The sequence below is a fragment of the Pseudomonas sp. RP-B7 genome, assembly GCF_059803535.1.
This window is the reverse complement of the sequence record NZ_JAPFHC010000030.1, coordinates 22353-43306: the sequence shown is the minus strand read 5'-3', so window position 1 is coordinate 43306 and position 20954 is coordinate 22353. Positions and strand designations below refer to the sequence as shown.

The 20954-nt window shown below is 61.8% G+C and carries 20 protein-coding genes; 10 read left to right on the top strand and 10 right to left on the bottom strand.

From position 1 onward, the window contains the following. Positions 1 to 45: 45 nt before the first annotated feature. Entirely contained in the window at positions 46 to 2655 is a 2610-nt protein-coding gene (gene acnB, locus OPU96_RS22915) for a bifunctional aconitate hydratase 2/2-methylisocitrate dehydratase (RefSeq protein ID WP_498559752.1), read from the bottom strand. A gap of 398 nt (positions 2656 to 3053) precedes the next feature. Between acnB and OPU96_RS22910 the strand changes: the two genes are divergently transcribed. Beyond that, positions 3054 to 3524, top strand: coding sequence for a DUF1289 domain-containing protein (locus tag OPU96_RS22910; RefSeq protein WP_192300515.1), 471 nt, complete (start codon positions 3054 to 3056; stop codon positions 3522 to 3524). A gap of 68 nt (positions 3525 to 3592) precedes the next feature. Here OPU96_RS22910 and uspL read toward each other — a convergent pair whose 3' ends face one another. Beyond that, positions 3593 to 4456, bottom strand: a complete 864-nt coding sequence (gene uspL / locus OPU96_RS22905; RefSeq protein ID WP_226457669.1) for a universal stress protein UspL — start codon at positions 4454 to 4456, stop codon at positions 3593 to 3595. Between the two features lie 151 nt (positions 4457 to 4607). On the opposite strand from uspL, the gene OPU96_RS22900 reads away from it, so the two are divergent. Then, positions 4608 to 5210 carry a MiaE family protein gene (locus OPU96_RS22900; RefSeq protein ID WP_226457668.1) on the top strand — a complete coding sequence of 201 codons (603 nt, stop codon included), beginning with the start codon at positions 4608 to 4610 and terminating at the stop codon, positions 5208 to 5210. Here the strand turns inward: OPU96_RS22900 and OPU96_RS22895 are convergent. Then, a complete protein-coding gene (locus OPU96_RS22895; protein ID WP_498559745.1) occupies positions 5166 to 6365 on the bottom strand; it encodes an MFS transporter in 1200 nt (399 codons plus the stop codon). The genes OPU96_RS22900 and OPU96_RS22895 overlap by 45 nt on opposite strands. Before the next feature lie 156 nt (positions 6366 to 6521). On the opposite strand from OPU96_RS22895, the gene OPU96_RS22890 reads away from it, so the two are divergent. Then, complete coding sequence (locus OPU96_RS22890; protein WP_498559744.1) at positions 6522 to 7229, top strand: winged helix-turn-helix domain-containing protein; 708 nt, start codon at positions 6522 to 6524, stop codon at positions 7227 to 7229. After that, complete coding sequence (locus OPU96_RS22885) at positions 7230 to 8507, top strand: ATP-binding protein (protein WP_226457665.1); 1278 nt, start codon at positions 7230 to 7232, stop codon at positions 8505 to 8507. Positions 8508 to 8560: 53 nt separating this feature from the next. Here OPU96_RS22885 and OPU96_RS22880 read toward each other — a convergent pair whose 3' ends face one another. Then, positions 8561 to 9364, bottom strand: coding sequence for a MipA/OmpV family protein (locus OPU96_RS22880; RefSeq protein ID WP_498559743.1), 804 nt, complete (start codon positions 9362 to 9364; stop codon positions 8561 to 8563). Positions 9365 to 9494: 130 nt separating this feature from the next. Beyond that, entirely contained in the window at positions 9495 to 10637 is a 1143-nt protein-coding gene (gene ampC / locus OPU96_RS22875) for a class C beta-lactamase (protein ID WP_498559742.1), read from the bottom strand. Between the two features lie 130 nt (positions 10638 to 10767). Between ampC and OPU96_RS22870 the strand changes: the two genes are divergently transcribed. Both OPU96_RS22870 and OPU96_RS22865 read left to right on the top strand, forming a co-directional pair. Next, the gene (locus OPU96_RS22870) at positions 10768 to 11646 is read left to right on the top strand and encodes a LysR family transcriptional regulator (RefSeq protein WP_192300508.1); all 879 of its coding nucleotides are present in this window, start codon (positions 10768 to 10770) and stop codon (positions 11644 to 11646) included. A 73-nt stretch (positions 11647 to 11719) separates the two neighbouring features. Next, the gene (locus OPU96_RS22865) at positions 11720 to 12904 is read left to right on the top strand and encodes a DUF2252 family protein (RefSeq protein ID WP_498559741.1); all 1185 of its coding nucleotides are present in this window, start codon (positions 11720 to 11722) and stop codon (positions 12902 to 12904) included. A 206-nt stretch (positions 12905 to 13110) separates the two neighbouring features. On the opposite strand, the gene yghX is transcribed toward OPU96_RS22865, so the two are convergent. Next, complete coding sequence (yghX, locus tag OPU96_RS22860; RefSeq protein ID WP_305390950.1) at positions 13111 to 13998, bottom strand: YghX family hydrolase; 888 nt, start codon at positions 13996 to 13998, stop codon at positions 13111 to 13113. A gap of 44 nt (positions 13999 to 14042) precedes the next feature. Continuing rightward, on the bottom strand, positions 14043 to 14537 hold the full coding sequence (locus OPU96_RS22855) for a PaaI family thioesterase (protein WP_192300505.1): 495 nt from the start codon (positions 14535 to 14537) through the stop codon (positions 14043 to 14045). An 89-nt stretch (positions 14538 to 14626) separates the two neighbouring features. Between OPU96_RS22855 and OPU96_RS22850 the strand changes: the two genes are divergently transcribed. Continuing rightward, positions 14627 to 15193 carry a YceI family protein gene (locus tag OPU96_RS22850; protein WP_226457659.1) on the top strand — a complete coding sequence of 189 codons (567 nt, stop codon included), beginning with the start codon at positions 14627 to 14629 and terminating at the stop codon, positions 15191 to 15193. Here the strand turns inward: OPU96_RS22850 and OPU96_RS22845 are convergent. Beyond that, on the bottom strand, positions 15190 to 16080 hold the full coding sequence (locus OPU96_RS22845) for a DMT family transporter (RefSeq protein ID WP_498559740.1): 891 nt from the start codon (positions 16078 to 16080) through the stop codon (positions 15190 to 15192). The two genes, OPU96_RS22850 and OPU96_RS22845, sit on opposite strands and share 4 nt — an antisense overlap. 88 nt (positions 16081 to 16168) lie before the next feature. On the opposite strand from OPU96_RS22845, the gene OPU96_RS22840 reads away from it, so the two are divergent. Further along, entirely contained in the window at positions 16169 to 17494 is a 1326-nt protein-coding gene (locus tag OPU96_RS22840) for an aminotransferase-like domain-containing protein (RefSeq protein ID WP_498559739.1), read from the top strand. A 29-nt stretch (positions 17495 to 17523) separates the two neighbouring features. On the opposite strand, the gene OPU96_RS22835 is transcribed toward OPU96_RS22840, so the two are convergent. Continuing rightward, positions 17524 to 17955: a nuclear transport factor 2 family protein gene (locus OPU96_RS22835; protein ID WP_226457656.1), complete on the bottom strand. Its 432-nt coding sequence runs from the start codon at positions 17953 to 17955 to the stop codon at positions 17524 to 17526. Between the two features lie 235 nt (positions 17956 to 18190). Here OPU96_RS22835 and OPU96_RS22830 point away from each other — a divergent pair, with 235 nt between their 5' ends. Next, positions 18191 to 18415: a DUF6434 domain-containing protein gene (locus tag OPU96_RS22830; protein ID WP_498559738.1), complete on the top strand. Its 225-nt coding sequence runs from the start codon at positions 18191 to 18193 to the stop codon at positions 18413 to 18415. Then, the gene (locus OPU96_RS22825) at positions 18412 to 19149 is read left to right on the top strand and encodes a CPBP family glutamic-type intramembrane protease (RefSeq protein ID WP_498559737.1); all 738 of its coding nucleotides are present in this window, start codon (positions 18412 to 18414) and stop codon (positions 19147 to 19149) included. Before OPU96_RS22830 ends, OPU96_RS22825 begins: the two co-directional genes overlap by 4 nt. Positions 19150 to 19225: 76 nt before the next feature. Here the strand turns inward: OPU96_RS22825 and OPU96_RS22820 are convergent, their stop codons facing one another. Beyond that, positions 19226 to 20935, bottom strand: a complete 1710-nt coding sequence (locus tag OPU96_RS22820; protein WP_226457653.1) for an amidase — start codon at positions 20933 to 20935, stop codon at positions 19226 to 19228. Between the last annotated feature and the right edge of the window lie 19 nt (positions 20936 to 20954).

Here is a 20954-nt window from a genome sequence, read left to right as displayed (position 1 = left end):
CGCCGCGTATCTTGCGATACGCGGCGTCTTCTACGTCAACACACCTTAGGCTTGAATCACCGGGATGTTGGCGCTTGCTGCGATTTTGCGGAACTCGGCGATCTGGTCGAAGTTCAGGTAGCGGTAAACGTCACTGGCCATGGTGTCCAGTTTCGCTGCGTAACCCATGTACTCTTCGACGGTCGGCAGGCGACCCAGGGTGGAGGCAACTGCCGCCAGCTCAGCCGACGCCAGGTAGACGTTCGCGCCATCACCCAGACGGTTCGGGAAGTTACGGGTCGAAGTCGACACAACAGTCGAGTTCGGCTCTACACGTGCCTGGTTACCCATGCACAGCGAGCAGCCCGGCATTTCCATGCGCGCGCCAGCTTTGCCGTAGATGCCGTAGTAGCCTTCTTCGGTCAGTTGGTGTGCGTCCATCTTGGTCGGCGGCGACAGCCACAGACGGGTTGGCAGCTGGCCCTTGACCTGTTCCAGCAGTTTACCGGCAGCGCGGAAGTGACCGATGTTGGTCATGCACGAACCGATGAACACTTCGTCGATCTTCTCACCGGCAACGCTCGACAGCAGACGGGCATCGTCCGGGTCGTTCGGTGCGCAGAGGATCGGCTCGTTGATTTCCGACAGGTCGATCTCGATGATTTCGGCGTATGCCGCGTCGGCATCGGCTTCCATCAGCTCAGGGTTCTTGACCCAGGCTTCCATCGCTTGGGCGCGACGTTCCAGGGTACGCGCATCGCCGTAGCCTTCGCCGATCATCCAGCGCAGCAGGGTGATGTTGGAGTTCAGGTACTCGGTGACGGACTCTTTCGACAGCTTGATGGTGCAACCGGCAGCCGAACGTTCAGCCGAGGCGTCGGACAGCTCGAAAGCCTGTTCCAGCGTCAGGTCGTTCAGGCCTTCGATCTCCAGGATGCGGCCGGAGAAGGCGTTTTTCTTGCCTTTCTTCTCTACAGTCAGCAGACCCGATTGGATCGCGTAGTAAGGAATGGCATGAACCAGGTCACGCAGGGTGATGCCAGGTTTCATTTTGCCTTTGAAGCGCACCAGGATCGATTCCGGCATATCCAGTGGCATTACGCCAGTGGCTGCGGCAAACGCGACCAGGCCAGAACCCGCCGGGAACGAGATGCCCATCGGGAAACGGGTGTGGGAGTCACCACCAGTGCCGACGGTGTCCGGCAGCAGCATGCGGTTCAGCCAGCTGTGGATGATGCCGTCGCCTGGACGCAGCGATACGCCGCCACGGGTCATGATGAAGTCAGGCAGGGTGTGGTGGGTGGTCACGTCGATCGGCTTTGGATAGGCCGCGGTGTGGCAGAAGGACTGCATTACCAGATCGGTCGAGAAGCCCAGGCACGCCAGGTCTTTCAGTTCGTCACGGGTCATCGGACCGGTGGTGTCCTGGGAACCCACGGTGGTCATCTTCGGCTCGCAGTAGGTGCCAGGGCGAACGCCTTTGCCTGCTGGCAGGCCGCACGCCTTGCCGACCATTTTCTGGGCCAGGGTGAAACCCTTGCCGGTGTCGACAGGTGCTTCAGGCAGCTTGAACAGGTCGGTTGGGCCCAGGCCCAGCTCGGCGCGTGCCTTGTCGGTCAGGCCACGGCCGATGATCAGCGGGATACGGCCGCCGGCGCGGACTTCGTCCAACAGCACCGGGGTCTTCATTTCGAAGGTGGTGATGACTTCGTCGGTGCCGTGTTTGCAGACTTTGCCAGCATGTGGGTACAGGTCGATCACGTCGCCCATGTTCATGTTGGAAACGTCGAACTCGATTGGCAGTGCGCCAGCATCTTCCATGGTGTTGTAGAAGATTGGAGCGATCTTGCTGCCGAAGCAGAAGCCGCCGGCGCGCTTGTTCGGCACGTAAGGTACGTCGTCGCCGAAGAACCACAGTACGGAGTTGGTCGCCGACTTGCGGGACGAGCCGGTGCCGACCACATCACCGACGTAGGCGATCGGGAAGCCTTGGCCGCGCATCTCTTCGATCTGCTTCATCGGGCCGGTCTTGCCTTGCTCGTCCGGCACGATGCCTTCACGGGCCATTTTCAGCATGGCCAGGGCGTGCAGCGGGATGTCCGGGCGGGACCAGGCATCTGGAGCAGGGGACAGGTCGTCGGTGTTGGTTTCGCCAGTGACCTTGAATACGCGCAGGCTGATCTTGTCGGCCAGGGTAGGGCGGTTGCGGAACCATTCGCCGTCAGCCCAGGACTGGATCACGGCTTTGGCGTGTTCGTTGCCGTTACGGGCTTTTTCGGCCACGTCGTGGAACGCATCGAACATCAGCAGGGTGTGCTTGAGTTGGGCGGCTGCGACAGCTGCCAGCTCGGCATCGTCCAGCAGCTCGACCAGGGTCACGATGTTGTAGCCGCCTTGCATGGTGCCAAGCAGTTCAACAGCGCGCTTCTTGTCGATCAGGGGGGAAGTGACTTCGCCCTTGGCCAGGGCAGACAGGAAACCGGCCTTGACGTAGGCAGCTTCGTCAACACCTGGTGGGATGCGGTTGGTGATCAGGTCAACGAGGAATTCTTCTTCGCCAGCCGGAGGATTTTTCAGCAGCTCAACCAGGCCTGCGGTTTGTTCGGCGTTAAGCGGCTGGGGAACAATACCCAGGGCTGCACGCTCTTCGATATGTTTGCGGTAGGCTTCAAGCACAGTTATTACCCTCATCAGTGGTCCCACGGGACGCTCATCCAGAAATGAACGGCACGCCTGCGCTCGGGGGCTTTTTGGGCCGCAAAGCCAGCGCTGCCGGCATTCCTCACAGAAGCTGCTTTCAAAGTTTTACGCCTGCAGAACGGAGCTGATGAGGGTTGGCGCTGGTGACTGACCTACCGGGTCAAACACCATCGCCAACACCGTTCTGAAGGAACGACTGTGCTCGTGACGCTTTGAAAACAGCTTCCAGCGGATTGTTGGCGCCTTACAAGGCCGGATGATTCTACGGCAAAAAAAAACTAAAGGTAAGTTGCCTCGCCAAGTTTGCAGGGTGATACAGGTTAGACAAAGGGCTAACATGGCGCATTGTTTCGCTGATTTGTGTGTCGTTGCCCATGTCCAACCAAGCCATCAAAACCCCCTGCGTAGGCCTGTGCTCCACGGTCTACGGCGATCTCGTGTGCCGTGGCTGCAAGCGCTTCCACCACGAAGTGATCCAGTGGAATGGCTATAACGAAGAAGAAAAGCGTGCGGTTTGGCTGCGCCTGGAGCAACTGCTGGTGCAGGTGATGGGCGGCAAGGTCGAGGTTTTCGACCCCAAGACCCTGCGCGTTCAACTGGAACAGCGCAAGATTCGCTTCGTACCGCACCAGTCGGAGTATTGCTGGGCGTACCAGTTGATTGCCCGGGGCGCACGGGTGATCTCCAATCTGGAGGCCTATGGCATGGTGCTGTTGCCGGAATTTCGCGACTGGGCCTTGCCGGATTTGCGCGATGCGATCGACCGGGAGTTTTTTATCCTGTCCGAAGCGCATTACCACCGCTATATCGCACCGGGGTTTCTGCGGGATGTGTTTGCTGACTGACAACACCCGACCCAATGTGAAATGGGCTTGTGTGGGAGCGGGCTCCCACAGTTTGATCCTCGTCGCCCTCAGGACTTAGCCGCCAGCTCTTCCAGGTGATCCATAAGGCTCGCAGGCTTGAGCACCAGCACATCACTTTCCAGCTTGTCGAGCACGACCTCCGCCGTATTGCCGATTAACGCGCCGGAAATGCCGGTACGCGCCACCGTGCCGATGATGGTGACGACCGCATGGTACTTGTGCGCCGCAAAGGGAATCAGCACGTCGGCAGGGCCTTCCTCTATGTGCAGCCTTGAGTTGTCGATATCAAACTCGGCTTGGAATGCCCGGCACTGTTCGCGGTAGCGCGCCTCAATCGTTTCTTTGAGCTGGAACGTCGGGTCCGCCGCCGATAGCATCGGCGAAGGGTGGGCGCTGATCACATGCAATTGGGCCTTGGCCAGGCTGGCGATGTCGAAGCCATGACCGACTATCTCGGCGTGCAGTTCACGGTGTTCGGCGTCGGTATTACCCACATCGATTGCCGCCAGGATCACACCTTCAGCCCACGGCGTAGACGTCTTGACCAACAACACCGCCGTCGGGCAATAACGCAACAGTTTCCAATCCGCCGGGGTCAGCAGAGCCTTTTTCAAGGGGCTGTCGGGAAAGTGCTGCTTGATCACCAGTCCACAGCCTTCGGCCTGCTGCACATCAATAATGGTTGCATGCAGGCTCTCGTTCCACGCCTGCTCGGTGGTCACGCTGTAGCCATCCTCCTGCAAGCCCGCCTTGAGCAGGCTCAGCAGCGCCGAATGCTCATGTTTCCTGTCGCACACCAGCAAATGCAAGTGCGCACCGGTGACCCCGGCGATCAACTTGGCGCGTTTGAGGGCCAGGCTTTCCGAATGTTCGGGCTCGATGAGCACCAGGATGCTGCGGATGGCTTGCATGGTCGGTAACTCCGGGAAGTGGTGGGCATGAGACAACTATAGTTGCTGCCCGGCGCACGTCATGTTGATGCACATCAAGGCCGGTGGCTGGTGGTCTGCGGCGTGGTCGGTATAATCGGCGCCCTTTTGTGATCCTTTGCCCGTGAGCCCGATGAACCTGCCCGAAATCCACGAATTCCTCGGTTGCCGCACTCCCGACGCCTGGGTCCAGGCCGCGCTGGCCGATCAGGAAACCCTGCTGATCGACCACAAGAACTGCGAATTCAAAGCTGCCAGCACCGCCCTGAGCCTGATGGCCAAGTACCACAGCCATGTCGACCTGATCAATATGATGTCGCGCCTGGCCCGCGAAGAGTTGGTGCACCACGAACAGGTCATGCGCCTGATGAAAAAGCGCAAGATCGAGCTGCGCCAGCTGCATGCCGGTCGCTACGCCTCGGCGTTGCGCAAAGTGGTGCGCAGTCATGAGCCGGTCAAACTGGTGGATACGCTGGTGGTCGGCGCCTTTATCGAAGCCCGCAGTTGCGAGCGTTTCGAAGCGCTGGTGCCGCATTTGGATGAAGACCTCGGCAAGTTCTACTTCGGCCTGCTGAAAAGCGAGGCGCGGCACTTCCAGGGCTATCTGAAATTGGCCTACCAATACGGCGACGCCAAGGACATCGCCCAAGTCATCGAGCGGGTGAGGGCGGCCGAGCAGGAACTGATCGAGTCACCCGACGTCGAGTTCCGCTTTCACAGCGGCGTGCCGGCCTGAGGCCACGACCACACCGATCAACACGGTGATCCCGGTCAGCAGCAGGATCACCGTTTGCGTACCCAGCGGCGCCGCCAGCAGTGCAACCGCCAACCCGGCCAGGGGTTGCGGCAGGTTGTTGAGCAAGGTAATCACCCCCACGGTTTTGCCAAAGTCCTGCACCGGAATCACCTTTTGCCGCACGCTGCGCATGTACACGCTGTACATCTTGTCGAAGCCGATCACCAGCAGGAACCCCAGCGAGTAAGCCCACAGATTGGGGCTGATCGCGGTGATCAGCGCGCCGGCGGCAATCAGTGCGTATGACAGGCCACCGAGGATTTTCAGCGACAGGGTGGCGCGCGCCAGGTAGAACAGAATCGCGATGGTCACCCCTGCGCCTGCGGCTTGCAGTACCGCATAGGCGTCCTTGTCGGCGGCGTAAAGCCCGGTGACCATTGCGGCTGACGTGGCCAGCGTGACCCCGATGATCAGGTTGACCCCCACCGTCAGCGCAATCAGGCGTTTGAGCCCGGCAAGCTGGCGGATATGCCCGAATGCAATCCGCAGTGGTTGCAGCCAAATATCACGATGCTGTTCAAATACCGCCAGGTCGACCGAGCTGGAGCGCTGCCACACCCCCATGGCCACGTCCGCCAGCACAAACAACCCGGCAATCCCCAGCACCACCCAATGCCACGCCCACACTTCGAGCATCAGCGCTGCCACCAGCGGCCCGAGCACCAGTCCGCTCTGGTCGGCAATCTGCGAGTAGGAGAGGGTCTTGGCATAACTGTACTGCGCAAAGATATGCGGCATCAGCACTTCGCGGGCCATGATGCCCTGGGTGGTCAGCACCCCGCACACGGCCGAAAGCAACACCAGCCAATAGATGCCGTCGAACATCCCGTACAGCGCCACCGCGACGACGCACGTCAGCGCGCGATAGACCTGGCTGATATGCAGGATGCGCACCGGCGGGTACTTGTCGCACAACGCCCCGCACAGCGGAAACACGAGGAAACGCGGCAACGACTCGACAAAAAACGCCAGCCCGGCCCAGGACACGCTCCCTGTGCTCTGAAACACTATCAAGGGCACGATAAACAGCAGAATCTGGTCGGCCAGGCGCGACAGGAACAGCGAAACGAAGAACGCCAGGTAATCCTTGCGCATACAACTCCCTGTAGATGGCGTTAAAAATTGCAGGCTATTTGTTAAAAAGTCTTAAAAGCATGAAGCTTCGTCGGCCGCTGCTGGCCAGTTGCTCAAGTTGCCCAGCTTGCCACCTATAATGCCCGCTCTTCAATCTGCGTCGCACACTGAGAACTTATGGAAAACCTGGGGCTGGGCAAGGTCTTGCTCGTTGAAGACGATGAGAAGCTGGCAGGGCTGATCGCGCATTTTTTGTCGCAGCATGGTTTCGAGGTGCGCGTGGTGCACCGGGGCGACGCGGCCTTGGCGGCCTTTCTCGATTTTCGCCCCAAGATCGTTGTTCTCGACCTGATGCTGCCCGGCCAGAGCGGCCTGCACGTGTGCCGCGAAATCCGCAATGTGTCCGACACGCCTATCGTGATCCTCACGGCCAAGGAGGACGACCTGGACCACATCCTCGGCCTGGAATCCGGCGCTGACGACTACGTGATCAAACCGATCAAACCGCCGGTACTGCTCGCCCGCTTGCGCGCGTTGCAACGTCGCCAGGCGCCGGAGCCCACCGTGCGTGGGGCCCTGAGTTTTGGCCGCTTGGCGATTGACCGTAGCTGCCGGGTGGTGCGCCTGGGAGACGAAAAGATCGAACTGACGACCATGGAGTTCGAACTGCTGTGGCTGTTGGCCAGCCACTCCGGCACCATCCTGTCCCGCGATGACATCCTCAACCGCATGCGCGGCATTGCGTTTGACGGCCTCAATCGCAGCGTCGACGTGTACATCAGCAAGCTGCGCGGCAAGCTCAACGATAACCCTCGTGAACCGGTGTGCATCAAGACCATCTGGGGCAAGGGCTACCTGTTCAATCCGTTTGCCTGGGAGGTATGAATGCTGCGGCTTTATCTACGCCTTTACCTGATCCTTGCTCTGGGCCTGGCGGGGGCGATCTGGCTGGTCAACTACACCTTCGACGAGTGGCTGCCGGAGGCCAACGAAACCTACAACCGCGAGGCGTTGCGTGGACCGGCCTACGCCCTGGTCGAGCAGTTGCGGCCGTTGACGAGCGAAGCGCGGGCTGCCCGCCTCGCCGAGCTGCAACCCCATTACGGGTTGCATCTGAAACTGCTGTCGCGTGATTCCCTGAGGCTGAACGAGCGTGAGCAGCAACTGCTGGCGGACGGGCTGCTGGTCGTGCGTGGGCACTTTATGGAGTTCCTCGCCCGTATCGATGACGGCCCGCAATTGCTGGAAATCAAGCTGCCGGAAGAGCCCAAGTGGCTTTACCTGTGGGCTTATGTGCTCCTCGGCCTGTGCCTGGCCGTCGTGCTGTATTTCTGGGTGCGTCCCCATTGGCGTGATCTGGAGCATATCCGCCTGGCCGCACAGCGTTTTGGCGACAATCACCTGGCCTCGCGCATCCTGCTGCCACGCCGCTCTACCGTGCGCGAACTGGCCGGGCACTTCAACCAGATGGCTGAACGCATCGAGAGCCTGATCGCCAACCAGCGTGAACTGACCAACGCGGTTTCCCATGAATTGCGTACGCCGATTGCGCGCTTGTCGTTTGAACTCGATCAACTCAAGCAGCAGGTCGACCCGCGTCTGCGTAGCGAACTGATCGCCGACATGTACGCCGACCTCGGTGAGCTGGAGGAAATGGTCTCCGAGTTGCTGACCTACGCCAGCCTGGAGCGCGGCGCGACCCAGGTCACCCGGGAAAATATCGAGGCTCACAGCTGGCTCGACAGCGTGATCGGCAGCGTGGCCCTGGAGGCCGAGGCGGCAGGGGTCCGACTGACGTTGCGCAGTTGTGAGGTGGACACCATCCAGATCGAACCGCGCTTTATGGCGCGGGCGGTGATCAACCTGCTGCGCAATGCCATTCGTTATGCCGAGCGGCGTGTGGAGGTTTCGTTGGTTAAGTTTGGCAGCGGCTACGAAGTGCGGGTGTGTGACGACGGCCCCGGCGTGCCCGAGGATGGCCGGGCGAAAATCTTCCAGCCGTTTATGCGCCTGGATGCCAGCCGTGACCGCCGCACCGGCGGCTTCGGCCTGGGCCTGGCGCTGGTGCAGCGGGTGTCGCAGTGGCATGGCGGGCAGGTAGAAGTGCTGGATTCTCAGTGGGGCGGGGCGTCGTTTCGGATGACGTGGGCCTATGCCGAATGATCAGGCCCCGCGCTGAGCCCGGCGCTTCACACAGGTGTTGATGGGGGGCTGGATCAGAAGGTGTATTCCAGCGCACCTATGAGCGAGCTTTGCAGGCGCCGCTCGACGATAGGGCTTTTGCCCGCGTCCCCCGACAGGTACTGCATGTCCAGCAGTGTGCTGAATGTGGTGTGCTCGCTGACCGGCAAACTCCACGTCAGGTTCAGGCCACGGCTGAACAACCCGCCTTTGGCGTCATATGCCTGAAAACGGCTGCGGGCGGCTTGGCCGGGCGTCACGCCATACCATGTGCGCAGGTAATTGGCGTCGCCAAAGCGGCTGTTGAGGCTGGCATCGAGGCTGCCGTAGTCGCCGTCGTACAGGTTGGTGCCGATGCTCAACTCCAGCGAGGTGAAGGCTTTGGCGCTGTCTTTGTGGTCGTCGTCCTTGAGCGCATGTTCCAGGGTTGCCCCCACAATCGCTGCGCCGAGGTTATAGCTGGCGCTTACGCCCAATTGCGGGCGTGATTTGATTTCGCCCATGCCTTTGAGGCGGTCCGAGCCCAGGCGGCCGGTTTTGGTTTCATCTTTGCGTGAGGCACTGGCGCCGATATAGGCGCTGAAACTCAAGGCGTTGCCTTCGTAGCCCCAGCCCAGCCCTTTGTCGGTATCAAGGAAAATCCCCCATGGGCTGACGATCGCGCCGCCCAGCAGCGGCGTGGTGGTGCGCTCGTCGCTGCCGCTGTAGCGCGGCAGGTTGGCCACGCCGGCTTTTAATCGATAGTCCCAGTCGTCGGCCAAAACCTGATGGGCACCGGCCAACAGACACAGGGTGGAGATGGACAAACAGAGGTTTTTTGATCGCATCGTGCGAAGCATGTAGAGCACCCGATTGGAGGTTTGGAAGCTCGAATGCTAGGTCTGGAGGAGGGCGGGGGTCTTTGACAGCTTTGTCGGAAAACTGTCAAAGACTGTTAAGCGCGCAACACATCGCGGGCCGTGATGCTTGCTACTGATCCATCGCGCTCAAGATGCCATGGGCCGCCGTCACTCTGTCGGCAATCGGGTAGTTCTTGTTGGCCAGGATCACCACGCCTATATCCTTGCCAGGCACATACGCCACGTACGCTCCAAAGCCGCCGGTAGAGCCGGTTTTGTTGAACATGACGTTGCCCGGTTGTGTCTGCGCCGGTTGCAGCCAATGGGCTTTATTGGGTTGCAGCGCGATGAGCGTGGAGTTGCCTTCAAGCAATGCCTGCAACTTCACCGGGTAGGGGTAGTATTCCCAGCCCAGGCCTTGGGTCATGCCGTTGACGGTGTAGTAGCCGGTGTGTGTCGTGGCAATTGCCTGTTGCAGCGGCGCGCTCAGGGTTTGTGGGTGCATGTTCGCGAGGACAAAGCGCGCCATGTCCTGGGTGCTGGACTTGACGCCGTAGGCCTCGCCGTCCAGTGCGCCGGGGCCGACCCGTACCGGGTTTTGCTGCTTGTCATAACCTTGGGCGTATTGGTCGGCCTTGTCGGCGGGCACAGTGATATAGGTGTGCTTGAGCCCCAATTGCGGCAGCAGGGTTTTCTCCATCGCCACATTGAAGGGCTGCCCCAGGCTTTGCGCGCTCAGGTAGCCGAACAGGCCGATGCCAGGGTTTGAGTAGAGGCGTTGCACACCGGGGGCGTAGGTAGGTTTCCAGTGCTGGAAATAGCCGAGCATGGTCTTGGCACTGTCGGCGGCTTCCGGAAACTGCAGAGGCAAACCACCCGCCGAGTAGGTCGCCAGTTGCAACAGGCTGATGCGGTCGAAGGCGCTGCCTTGCAGGGCTGGCAGGTGCTGGCTGGCCTTGTCCGTCAGCTTGAGTGCGCCGGTGGCCTGGGCATAACCGCCCAGCGTGGCGGTGAAGGTTTTGCTGACGGAGCCAAGTTCGAACAGGGTGTCTTCGGTGACGGGGCGCTGGGTGGTCTTGGACATTACGCCGTAGTTAAAGTATTGCACCTGGCCATTTTTGATCGTGGCTACCGCCAGGCCGGCGATTCCGTGTTGCTGCATCAACGGCGCAACGTTGCTGTCCACAACCTGGCGCAGGTCGGTGGCGGCCATGCAGGTTCCAGATCCAACAATTGCGGCTGAAATAAGGCAATTTCTTACGTGATGGTTCATGCTGACTTGCTTCCATATCAAGGGTGCACTGCCAACCGAGGCCTGCGCAGGCGGATAAATCTAGGTAGATTTGCGCGCGTCGACAAACGATCATATCTCGCACCAGCCATTAGAATAACTAGGGTCAAGCATGTTGCGCTCCCATCTACCCCTCAATGCCCTGCGTGCATTCGAAGCCTCTGCACGGCATTTGAGCTTTACCCGCGCGGCCATCGAGCTGTGCGTTACCCAGGCGGCGGTAAGCCATCAGGTTAAAAGCCTGGAGGCACAGCTCAATGTCACCTTGTTCAAGCGCCTGCCACGGGGGCTGATGCTTACGAGCGAGGGCGAAACCTTGCTGCCGGTGGTGCGTGAATCGTTTGACCGGATTGCCCAGACCCTCAGTCGGTTCGAAGGCGGACATTACCGTGAAGTGCTGACGGTGGGCGCAGTCGGCACGTTTGCCGTGGGATGGCTACTGCCGCGCTTGCCCGAGTTTCACGCACGTTATCCATTTATCGACTTGCGGCTGTCGACCCACAACAACCGCGTTGACGTCGCCGCCGAAGGCTTGGATTACGCGATCCGCTTTGGCGCGGGTGCCTGGCATGGCACCGACGCAAGCCCCTTGTTTGAAGCGCCGCTGAGCGTGCTTTGCGTGCCGCACATCGCCGAGCAACTGCAAACCCCGGCCGACCTGCTCAAGTTCACCTTGCTGCGCTCTTATCGGGCGGATGAATGGACCCAGTGGTTTCAGGCCGCAGGTTTACCTGCCGACACTCTGGTGCCGCGCAGCATTGTGTTTGACTCATCCCTGGGGATGATGGAGGCGGCATTGCAGGGCGCGGGCGTGGCCCTGGCGCCGGCGATGATGTTTTCGCGGCAATTGGAAAATGATGTGATTCGCCAGCCATTCGACGTGGGCATCACCACCGGCAGTTACTGGCTGACCCGTCTGCAGTCGCGTGCCGAAACCTCGGCGATGCTGGCGTTCAAGGGCTGGTTGATGGCGGTAGCGGGGCGCGGCTGAAGGTTTACTCGCGAAACAAAATGAAACATTTGCGCCGGCCTAGCCTCTACCGTAGCCCCAGCCGAGTGCCTATATGAACAGTCCGCGTCCCTCCGCCCGCATGCCCCGCCTGATCCAACTGCGCAACCTGAAGATGGCACGTTCCGCCCACGCCTATGTGCGCGGCAGCACCGTGCAGTTCTACGATTGGCTGCACAGCCTGCCTGGCCGCCGGTTGCCCCACGGTCCGGCGATCTGGATCTGCGGCGATTGCCATGCGGGCAACCTGGGGCCGACCGGCGACAGCAAGGGGCGCATCGATATGCACATCCGCGACCTCGACCAGGCCGTGATCGGCAACCCGGCCCACGACCTGGTGCGCCTGGCCCTGTCCCTGGCCACCGCGGCTCGTGGCTCTGACCTACCTGGCGTGACCACCGCACGCATGCTCGAAGAAATGATGGTGGGCTACGAACAGGCCTTCAAGGACAAACCGGATGAAGCGCCGCCGCGCCCGTCCCAGGTCAAGGCCGGCATGCGCAGTGCCGTGGAGCGCACCTGGAAGCACCTGGCACGTGAACGCATCGAGAATGTGCGGCCGAGCATTCCCCTGGGCAAGCACTTTTGGTCGTTGTCGCGGGCGGAAAAAAGCGCCTTGGCCGACGTTTGCGCATCGGACGACCTCCACCAGTTGGTCACGTCCCTCAAGGGGCGGCCCAAGGACGCCAAGGTCGAGTTGCTGGATTCGGCCTATTGGGTCAAGGGCTGCAGCTCCCTCGGCTTGCTGCGTTACGCGGCGTTGCTGGGGGTGGGAGACAAGGACGATCGCGAATACTGCCTGATCGACATCAAGCAGGCGGTGGGCGCTGCGGCACCCCGCGCCGCTCGGGCGAAGATGCCACGGGACAATGGCCGCCGGGTCGTCGAGGGCGCTCGCCAGCTGTCCCCTGGCCTGGGTGAGCGCATGCTGGCGACGCGCTTTCTGGAGCACGGTTTTTTCATCCGTGAATTGCTGCCACAGGACATGAAGCTGGAGTTGGACGAACTCAGCGAGACCGACGCGATGCATGCCGCCGGGTATCTCGCCCGGGTTGTCGGTATCGCCCATGCCCGCCAGATGGGCCGGGACACGCGCAAGGCCTGGATGGCCACGCTGCAAGAAAACCGCTCCAGGCAGCTGGATGCGCCGTCCTGGTTATGGACCAGCGTGGTGCAACTGGTAGGCAGCCATGAGCAGGGCTACCTCAGCCATTGCCGTCGGTATGCGCTGGAGCACTGACCTGCAAATACCGAAAATCAAATGTGGGAGATCTATGGTCGAGGGCAACACTTCTACCAACAGTGCCGCCGCCTTCGCAGCCTCGCTAAGGCTCGACAGCTCCCACAGGGGATTGGCAGTGTCCGGGCGATCTCCAGCCGAGCGCTGACAGCCCAGCAGCACCGATCAACTGTGGGAGCGGGCTTGCTCCCGGATCTGGGTGGCCACTAGGCCAGGTATTTGCGGAACCAGCCCAGCGTCCGCTCCCACGCCAGATTCGCCGCCGCCTCGTCATAGCGTGGCGTCGAGTCGTTATGGAAACCGTGGTTGGCGCCCTTGTAGATAAACGCCTCATACGTCGTGCCTGCTGCCTTCAACGCCTGTTCATACGCCGGCCAGCCCTCGTTGATCCGCGTATCCAGCTCACCGTAATGCAGCATGATCGGCGCCTTGATGCGCGGCACGTCCTTGGCCTGCGGCTGGCGCCCGTAAAACGACACCGCCGCGCCCAACTCCGGGTAAGCCACCGCCGCCGCGTTGGTCACGCCGCCGCCGTAGCAGAAGCCGGTGATACCGACCTTGCCGGTGCTGCTGTCGTGGTGCATCAGCCATTCGATGGCGGCGAAAAAGTCGTTCATCAGCTTGGTCGGGTCGACGGTCTGTTGCAGGGCCACGCCTTTTTCATCGTTGCCGGGATAGCCGCCCACCGAGGTCAGGCCGTCGGGCGCCAGGGCGATAAAGCCAGCCTTGGCCAGGCGGCGGGCGACGTCTTCGATGTACGGGTTGAGGCCGCGGTTTTCGTGGACCACCACTACCGCTGGCAACTTTCCTGACGCCTTGGCCGGGCGCACGAGGTAGCCGCGCACGCTGCCGTTGCCGTTGGGCGATGGGTAGGTGATGTAGTCGGCGACGATGTCCGGGTCGGTGAATTTCACCTGTTCGGCCAGCGCGTAGTTGGGGCTCAGCGCGGCCAGCAGCGCCGAGGCGGTGAGCCCGCCGAAGGTGAACAGCGCGGCGCGGTCGAGAAACTCGCGGCGGTTGATCTTGCCGTGGGCGTAGCCGTCGTAGAGTTCCAGCAGTTCGGGGGCAAAGTCCTGCGCGGTGAGACGAGTCATCGGGGCCATCCTCGATTAGCGGTAGCAGTCAATGTAGACCACGTTCAATCGTCGCGGCCATGGGCGGCAGCGGCCAACTGCCCGGTGTCGACGCGCACGAACAATGAATCGCCAATGGCGGTCAGCACGTCACCGGCGTACACCTCGCAGACCACGCGGCTTTTGCGTCCGACGTCGCCCTCGACCCGGGCGCGCAAGGTCAGGGTGACACCCATGGGCGTTGGCTTGATGAACTTGATGCCGAGGTTGCCAGTGACGCACTCGATGCGCGGCAGGCTGCCGGGCTCGCGCTGTTCGGCGCGGTAGTGGTAGGCCATGGCGGTCCAGTTGGAGTGACAGTCCACCAGCATGGCGATCAGGCCACCGTAGACCAGGTCCGGCCAGCCACTGTATTTGGCTTCGGGCACATGCTCGGCGACCAGGTGGATGCCGTCGGCGTCCCAGCGGCTTTTGATGTGCAGGCCGTGGGGGTTGCTGGCGCCGCAGCCATAGCAGATACCTTCGGGGGCGGTGATGTCCTGGAGGGAAGCGGGGTGCATGCCAAGTCCTTTTTGTTATGGGGGCTACTCTGTTTAGCAGGACACGGGCAGGATGGGAACCCGATGGCCTTACTTCCCGCGGAGCGTGCATGAACCGTCGAATATCCCCAGTCGTGTTACTGGCACTGGTGCTTGGTGTGTTTTCCAATGCCCGGGCCGTGGAATACCGTGATGTCAATCGCGCCGCCAGCCAGATCAGCTTTACCTTCCAGCAGTTCGGGCAGCGGGTGTATGGCACGTTCAACGAGTTTGAAGGGACGCTGGCGTTCGATACCCAAGCGCCTGGGGCGGCGCACGCGTTGCTCAAGATCCAGCTCGCCAGCATCGACGCCGGCAGCGCGGATGCCAACGACGAACTGCAGCGCCCGTCATGGTTCGACACGGCGACGTACCCGGTGGCGGTCTACCAATCCAGCGGCGCCACGGCGCTGGGCAACAATCGCTTCAAGATCAGCGGCAACCTGACGCTCAAAGGGATTACACGGCCGGTGACGGTCGATGTGGTGCTCAAGGAGTTGGGCGGGATTGGCGTGTTCGACGGTGAATTCATCCTCAACCGTGCCGATTTCAAGATCGGCGAGGGTGAGTGGGCTGGCAACAGCGTGGTGTCCAACGACATCCACATCAAATTCAAGATGGTTTCACCGCAACGCTAGCGGGCAAACCTCTTTGCCCCGGCCACGCATCCGATCACCGCGACGGTGACCAGCACCATGCCCAGGCTGACCTGCTCATGCAGCAGGCCCGCCGCCAGTGCCAGGCCGAAGAACGGCTGCAGCAGTTGCAATTGGCCAACGGCGGCGATGCCACCCTGGGCCAGGCCGCGATACCAGAACACAAAGCCGATCAACATGCTGAACAACGCCACATAACCCAGGCTCAGCCACGCCGGCAGGCTGATGCCGCGTACACTCGGCGGCGCCAGGATCACACTCAACGGCACCACCACCGGCAACGACACCACCAGCGCCCAGCAGATCACCTGCCAGCCTCCGAGGCTGCGCGACAACTTGGCGCCCTCGGCATAGCCCAGGCCGCACACCAGCACCGCCAGTAACATCAGCAGGTCACCGGCCGGTGCAGCGCTGAGGCCCTGGGCGAATGCATAGCCCATCACCAGCGCGCTGCCGGCGATCGAGAACAACCAGAACACCGCACGCGGCCGTTCGCCACCGCGCAATACGCCAAACACGGCGGTAGCCAACGGCAGCAGGCCGATAAATACGATGGAGTGGGCGGAGGTCACGTATTGCAGTGCCAGTGCTGTCAGCAGCGGAAAACCGATCACCACGCCCAGCGCGACAATCAGCAACGGCCCCCACTGGTTGCGTGCGGGACGCTGTTCCTTGAACCACCCCAGCAACAGCAGCCCCAGCACGGCAGCGATGGTTGCGCGGAGCATGGTGAGGAACACCGGGTCGAACTCCATCACCGCCAAACGGGTGGCGGGCAACGAACCGCTGAAAATCACCACGCCGATAAAGCCGTTGATCCAGCCCTGGGTGCTGCTGTCCGGGGGGCTGAGGGAGAAAGTACGTTGCATGGGCAGGGGCCTGAAAAGAATGATTGCGTGCCGGTCATCCTAAAGTTGAAGATTAGGACAATCAAAAAATTGTCATGGATACATCCCGATGCCCCGCGCCCGCTACAAATCGCTGGTCGACACCTTTGCCCAAGCCATCCGCAGCGGCGACATGCCGCCCGGCACACGCTTGCCAACCCACCGCCAGTTGGCCGCCGAGCATGGCCTGGCGCTGGTCACCGCGAGCCGGGTGTATACCGAGCTAGAGGCCATGGGCCTGGTCAGCGGCGAAACCGGGCGCGGCACCTTTGTGCGCGAGATTTCGCTGCCGCCAGGGCAGGGCAGTGGGCAGATGAGTGTTGCCGCGGGGATGTTGGACCTGAACTTCAACTACCCGTCCTTGCCGGGCCAGGCGGACTTGTTGCGCACGGCGCTGCGCCAACTGGCGCTGTCCGGCGATCTGGAAGCGCTGCTGCGCTATCAACCCCATGCCGGCCGTGTGCATGAACGCGCGGCGGCGGCGCGTCATCTGCTGAGCCGTGGGTTGGCGGTCGCCTCCGAGCAGGTGTTGCTGGTCAGTGGCGCCCAGCATGGCCTGGCGGTGACGATGATGGCGCTGCTCAAGCCGGGGGATGTGATCGCCGTCGATGCATTGACCTATTCGGGTTTCAAGGTGCTGGCCGAGACCTTGCACCTGGAGATCGTCGCAATCCCGGTCACGCCCACCGGCCCGGATCTGGAGTACCTGCACAGCCTCTGCCGCAAGCGCCCGGTGCGTGCGGTGTACAGCATGCCGACCCTGCACAACCCGCTCGGCTGGGTCATGGGCTTGGCGCTGCGAGAAAAGTTGGTAGCGATTGCTCGCCAGCACAACCTGATGATCATCGAGGACGCGGCCTACGCCTTTCTGGCCGAAGATGCACCACCACCGCTGGCGACATTGGCGCCGGAGCGCACGGTCTACGTGGCCGGGCTGTCGAAAAGTGTCGCGACGGGGCTGCGGGTGGGGTTTGTCGCGGCACCTGTGCCCTGGGTGAAGGCGGTGGAGCGCACGATCATGGCCACCACCTGGAACGTTCCGGGGGTGATGAGCGCCATTGCCGTGGGTTGGATCGAGGACGGCACCGTTGCCCAACTGGAAGCGCAAAAACGCGAGGATGCCCGGGCGCGTCAGGCCTTGGCGGCGCAAGTGCTGACGGGGCTGGAGTACCTCAGTCACCCGTCCTCGTATTTCTTGTGGTTGCCGCTACCGGAGGAGGCCCGCGCCGATCAGGTCGCCATGGCCTTGCAGCGCGAGAACGTCTCTGTATCCACCGCGGAGCCGTTTGCGGTCGGTGCTCATGTGCCCCATGCGTTGCGCTTGGCGCTGGGCTCGGTAGCCATGCCGATGCTGCGCGAAGCGTTGGTCAAGGTGCGAGCGGTGGTGGCGTGGTGAGCCGGGGTTAGGCGGCTCGCCGGGGCGTTTCAGTACTTGTAGGCCTGACGTCCGATCAACAGCCATTTGCCATGCTGCTTCTGCCAGACTTGGAAGTTGTCGATGTCGGTGGGCACTTCGACGCCGCTGTTCACGGCCAACGCGTGAAAGTGGTTGCGCACCAGCGCCGTGTCCCCATCGAGGGTGATGGTCTGGTTTTGCATTTCCAGGGTCTTGAAGGCACTGGTATGGGTTTCCAGGTCGGCGATGAATTGCGCCTTGTTCTGCACTTTGCCGCTGGAGTGGCCGTAGGTGAGGGTGTCGGCGGTCAGCGCGTGGAGTTGCTTGAGGTCCAGGTGCAGCATGGCTTGGGTCAGTTGGTCGACCGCCTGGGCCACTTCCTTTTCTGCCGGGGCAGGGGCGGCAGCGACGTAGCCGCTGAACAGGCACAGAAAACCGATCAGTACTTTGACGTTGGGCATGGGTGTTTCCTTATTGTTTTTGGGTGAATACGACGTTTTAGTCATCGTACAACATTGCAATAATCAGGGCGCCCAAGGAAAGGGGAATTTTGAAATATTCATAAAATATTAGCCATTTAGTGATCGTTGATCTTATGTGACGTCCTAACTCATTGGGAGGACCATGGGGTTTCTTTCTAGTGAAGTGGCACATCGCTATGCTGTTACCTCAACAACAAGACACCTGAGGGACAAAATGGATTTTGACTGGCACAGCGACCCCATCACTCGCGCCACCCCCGTGACTTCCCACTACAAAAACACCCGGAACGTCCGCCGCTTCATGCTGGAGCACTGCGGCCCGGGGTTTAAGTTTGATCGGCCATTCATGGCCTGGATTTGCGACGGTGCGGCCAAAACCCTGGGCGACGTAGTGGATGAGTGGCAACGCCGCCATCCAGACCAGGAGCCCGGGCAGTGATCGCCGAAGGCTTGGCGGTGCTGATCCACTACACCACTTATCTGACTCCCGGCGTGCTGCTGTTCGGTCTGTGGTTTGCGCTCACGCCCAAGGCAATGCCGGCGATGCGCATCCTGATTCTGCTGGCGGCGTTCGTGTTGATGCGCGACGTGATGACACCCTTGGGCCTGTGGACGCTGGGCAGTGGGGTGCAGATCGGGTTCACGGCGAATGCCTTTGTACTGGCGGTGCTGGGCGGGTTGTCGGTGCTGTTGATCCTGCTGCTCGCCTACATCGCCCCGGATCTGTGGCGGCTGGTGCGCTGGACGATCGGCAGTCCGCCCGTTGGCTTGGCCGTCGGGCTGCTGGTCGGATGTTTGATCGGTGCACCGCTGCGGGTTTACCATGGCATTGAGGCGTCTGCGTTTTACGGTTACTGGGTCTGGCTGCCGGCCATGGTGGTGCTGGCCTATGGCGCCAATGCCCTGGAAGAGGTGTTGTTTCGCGGGTTTTTGCAGGGCTATCTGGAACAACAGCTGACGCCATTGCGTGCGGCGTTGACCAGTGGCGTGGCGTTTGCGGCGTGCCATGCCTTCCTGGCGTTGAGCGTGACCCAGTTGGGTTGGCCGGTGTTGGTGTTTACCTTGATCGAAGGTGTGGCGTGTGGGTTGGTGCGCATGCGCTATGGCGTGCTGGCGGCGACGGTCACCCATGGGACGGCGATCTTGCTGGTGGCGGTGCCCTACATAGCCTGATGCGGCATACAGGCTCAAGACAATATGGAAAGGGGCCTGCTCCCACACAGGCCTGCGTTCATAAGGCTTGGCGCGTTCAGTCAGATTGCAGTGCAGGTGTACGCGGTGGAACCTGGCGTTTGTTGCCCATCGACTCGAACGCCGCGGCAAACCGCAGCAACGCGGAGTCATCATACGCACGCCCGGCAAACGTCAGCCCGACCGGCATGCCGATATCTGCCATCACGCCCATTGGCACGGTGACCGTCGGTACGCCCAGGTGGCGGATCGCCAGGTTGCCGTTGGCCACCCAGACGCCGTTGCTCCAGGCAATATCTGCCGATGCTTCGTTCACGTCTGCGTCTGCCGGGCCTACATCGGCCACGGTGGGAAACAGCACGGCGTTGAGGCCGAGGTTGTCCATCCAGTCTTCCAGGTCCAGCCGGCGGGTTTGTTCCAGGCCGCGCAGGCCGTCAGGGACGGTGCTGATCTCGTTCCATGGGGTGATGCCGCGTTCGGCCATGCGCACGTACTCGTCCATACCGGCGGCGAGGTCGTCTTCGCGGTTCGGCAAGGTGCCAGGGTCATGGGGGAAGATCTTCGCCCCATCCACATCCGCCAGGCGGTTGAGGCTCGGGTCGGCGTTGGCGCGCAGGAAATCGTCGAACGCCCATGCGGACAATTCCCACAACTCATCGTGGAGAAATTCCTTGGAGACCAGGCCACGGGTAAACACCGTTGGCGCGCCGGGGCGGTCGCCTTCGCAGTTGGACACCAGCGGGAAATCCACTTCGACCACTTCGGCGCCCGCCGCTTCCAGTGCTTGGCGTGCGGCTTGCCACAGCTCGATCACCGTCGCGCGGGTGTTGATCTTTTGCCCGGTCGGGCCGCCGATCCCAGGTTTTTCGCTGGTGCCGGCTTCCGGGTCGGCGTTGATGTACATGCGCGGCACGCCGAAGCGTTTACCGGCCAGGGACGCGCAATCCACCGCCAGTTCAGCGTAGGACGCCGGACGCACCGAGGCGACGCTGGGAATCGCCACCCAGGGTTGCAGGCGCCACAGGTCGCCACGGGTGTCGGGGTCTTCGGCGACGATCACGTCGAGCACTTCCAGCAGGTCGGCCATGGTGCGTGCGTAGGGCACGACCACATCCATGGTCGGTGTCAGTGGCCAGTTGCCACGAACCGAAATCAGCCCACGGGACGGGGTGTAGGCGCACAGGCCATTGTTGGACGCCGGGCCGCGCCCGCTGGACCAGGTTTCTTCCGCCATGCCGAACGCGGCAAAACTCGCCGCCGTTGCGGTGCCGGCGCCGTTGGAGGAGCCGGAGGCAAAGGGTGCGGTCAGGTAGTTGGCGTTGTAGGGGCTTTCCGCGCGGCCATACACACCGCGCTGCATGCCGCCGTTGGCCATTGGCGGCATATTGGTCTTGCCCAGGCAGATCGCCCCGCCGGCGCGCAGGCGCTCGATGGTGAACGCATCGCGCTGGGCGACGAGCTTGGCAAAGGCCGGGCTGCCGGATGCCGCAGTCAGGCCTTTGACCAGGTAGCTGTCTTTGGCGGTGTAAGGAATGCCATCCAGTGGCCCCAGGGTGGCGCCCTTGGCCCGACGTGCATCGGACGCCTCGGCTTCTGCAAGGGCTTGCGGGTTGCGCACGACCACGGCGTTCAGCGCGGTAGCGGTGTGCGGCCCGTCATAGGCCTCGATCCGCGCCAGGTAAGCCTGGACCAATTCAACGGCAGTGGTCTGGCCGGTTTCAAGCGCAGCGCGCAATTGGGCAATGGAGACTTCGGTTACTTGCATCACGTTTTTTCGCCGCCTTCAC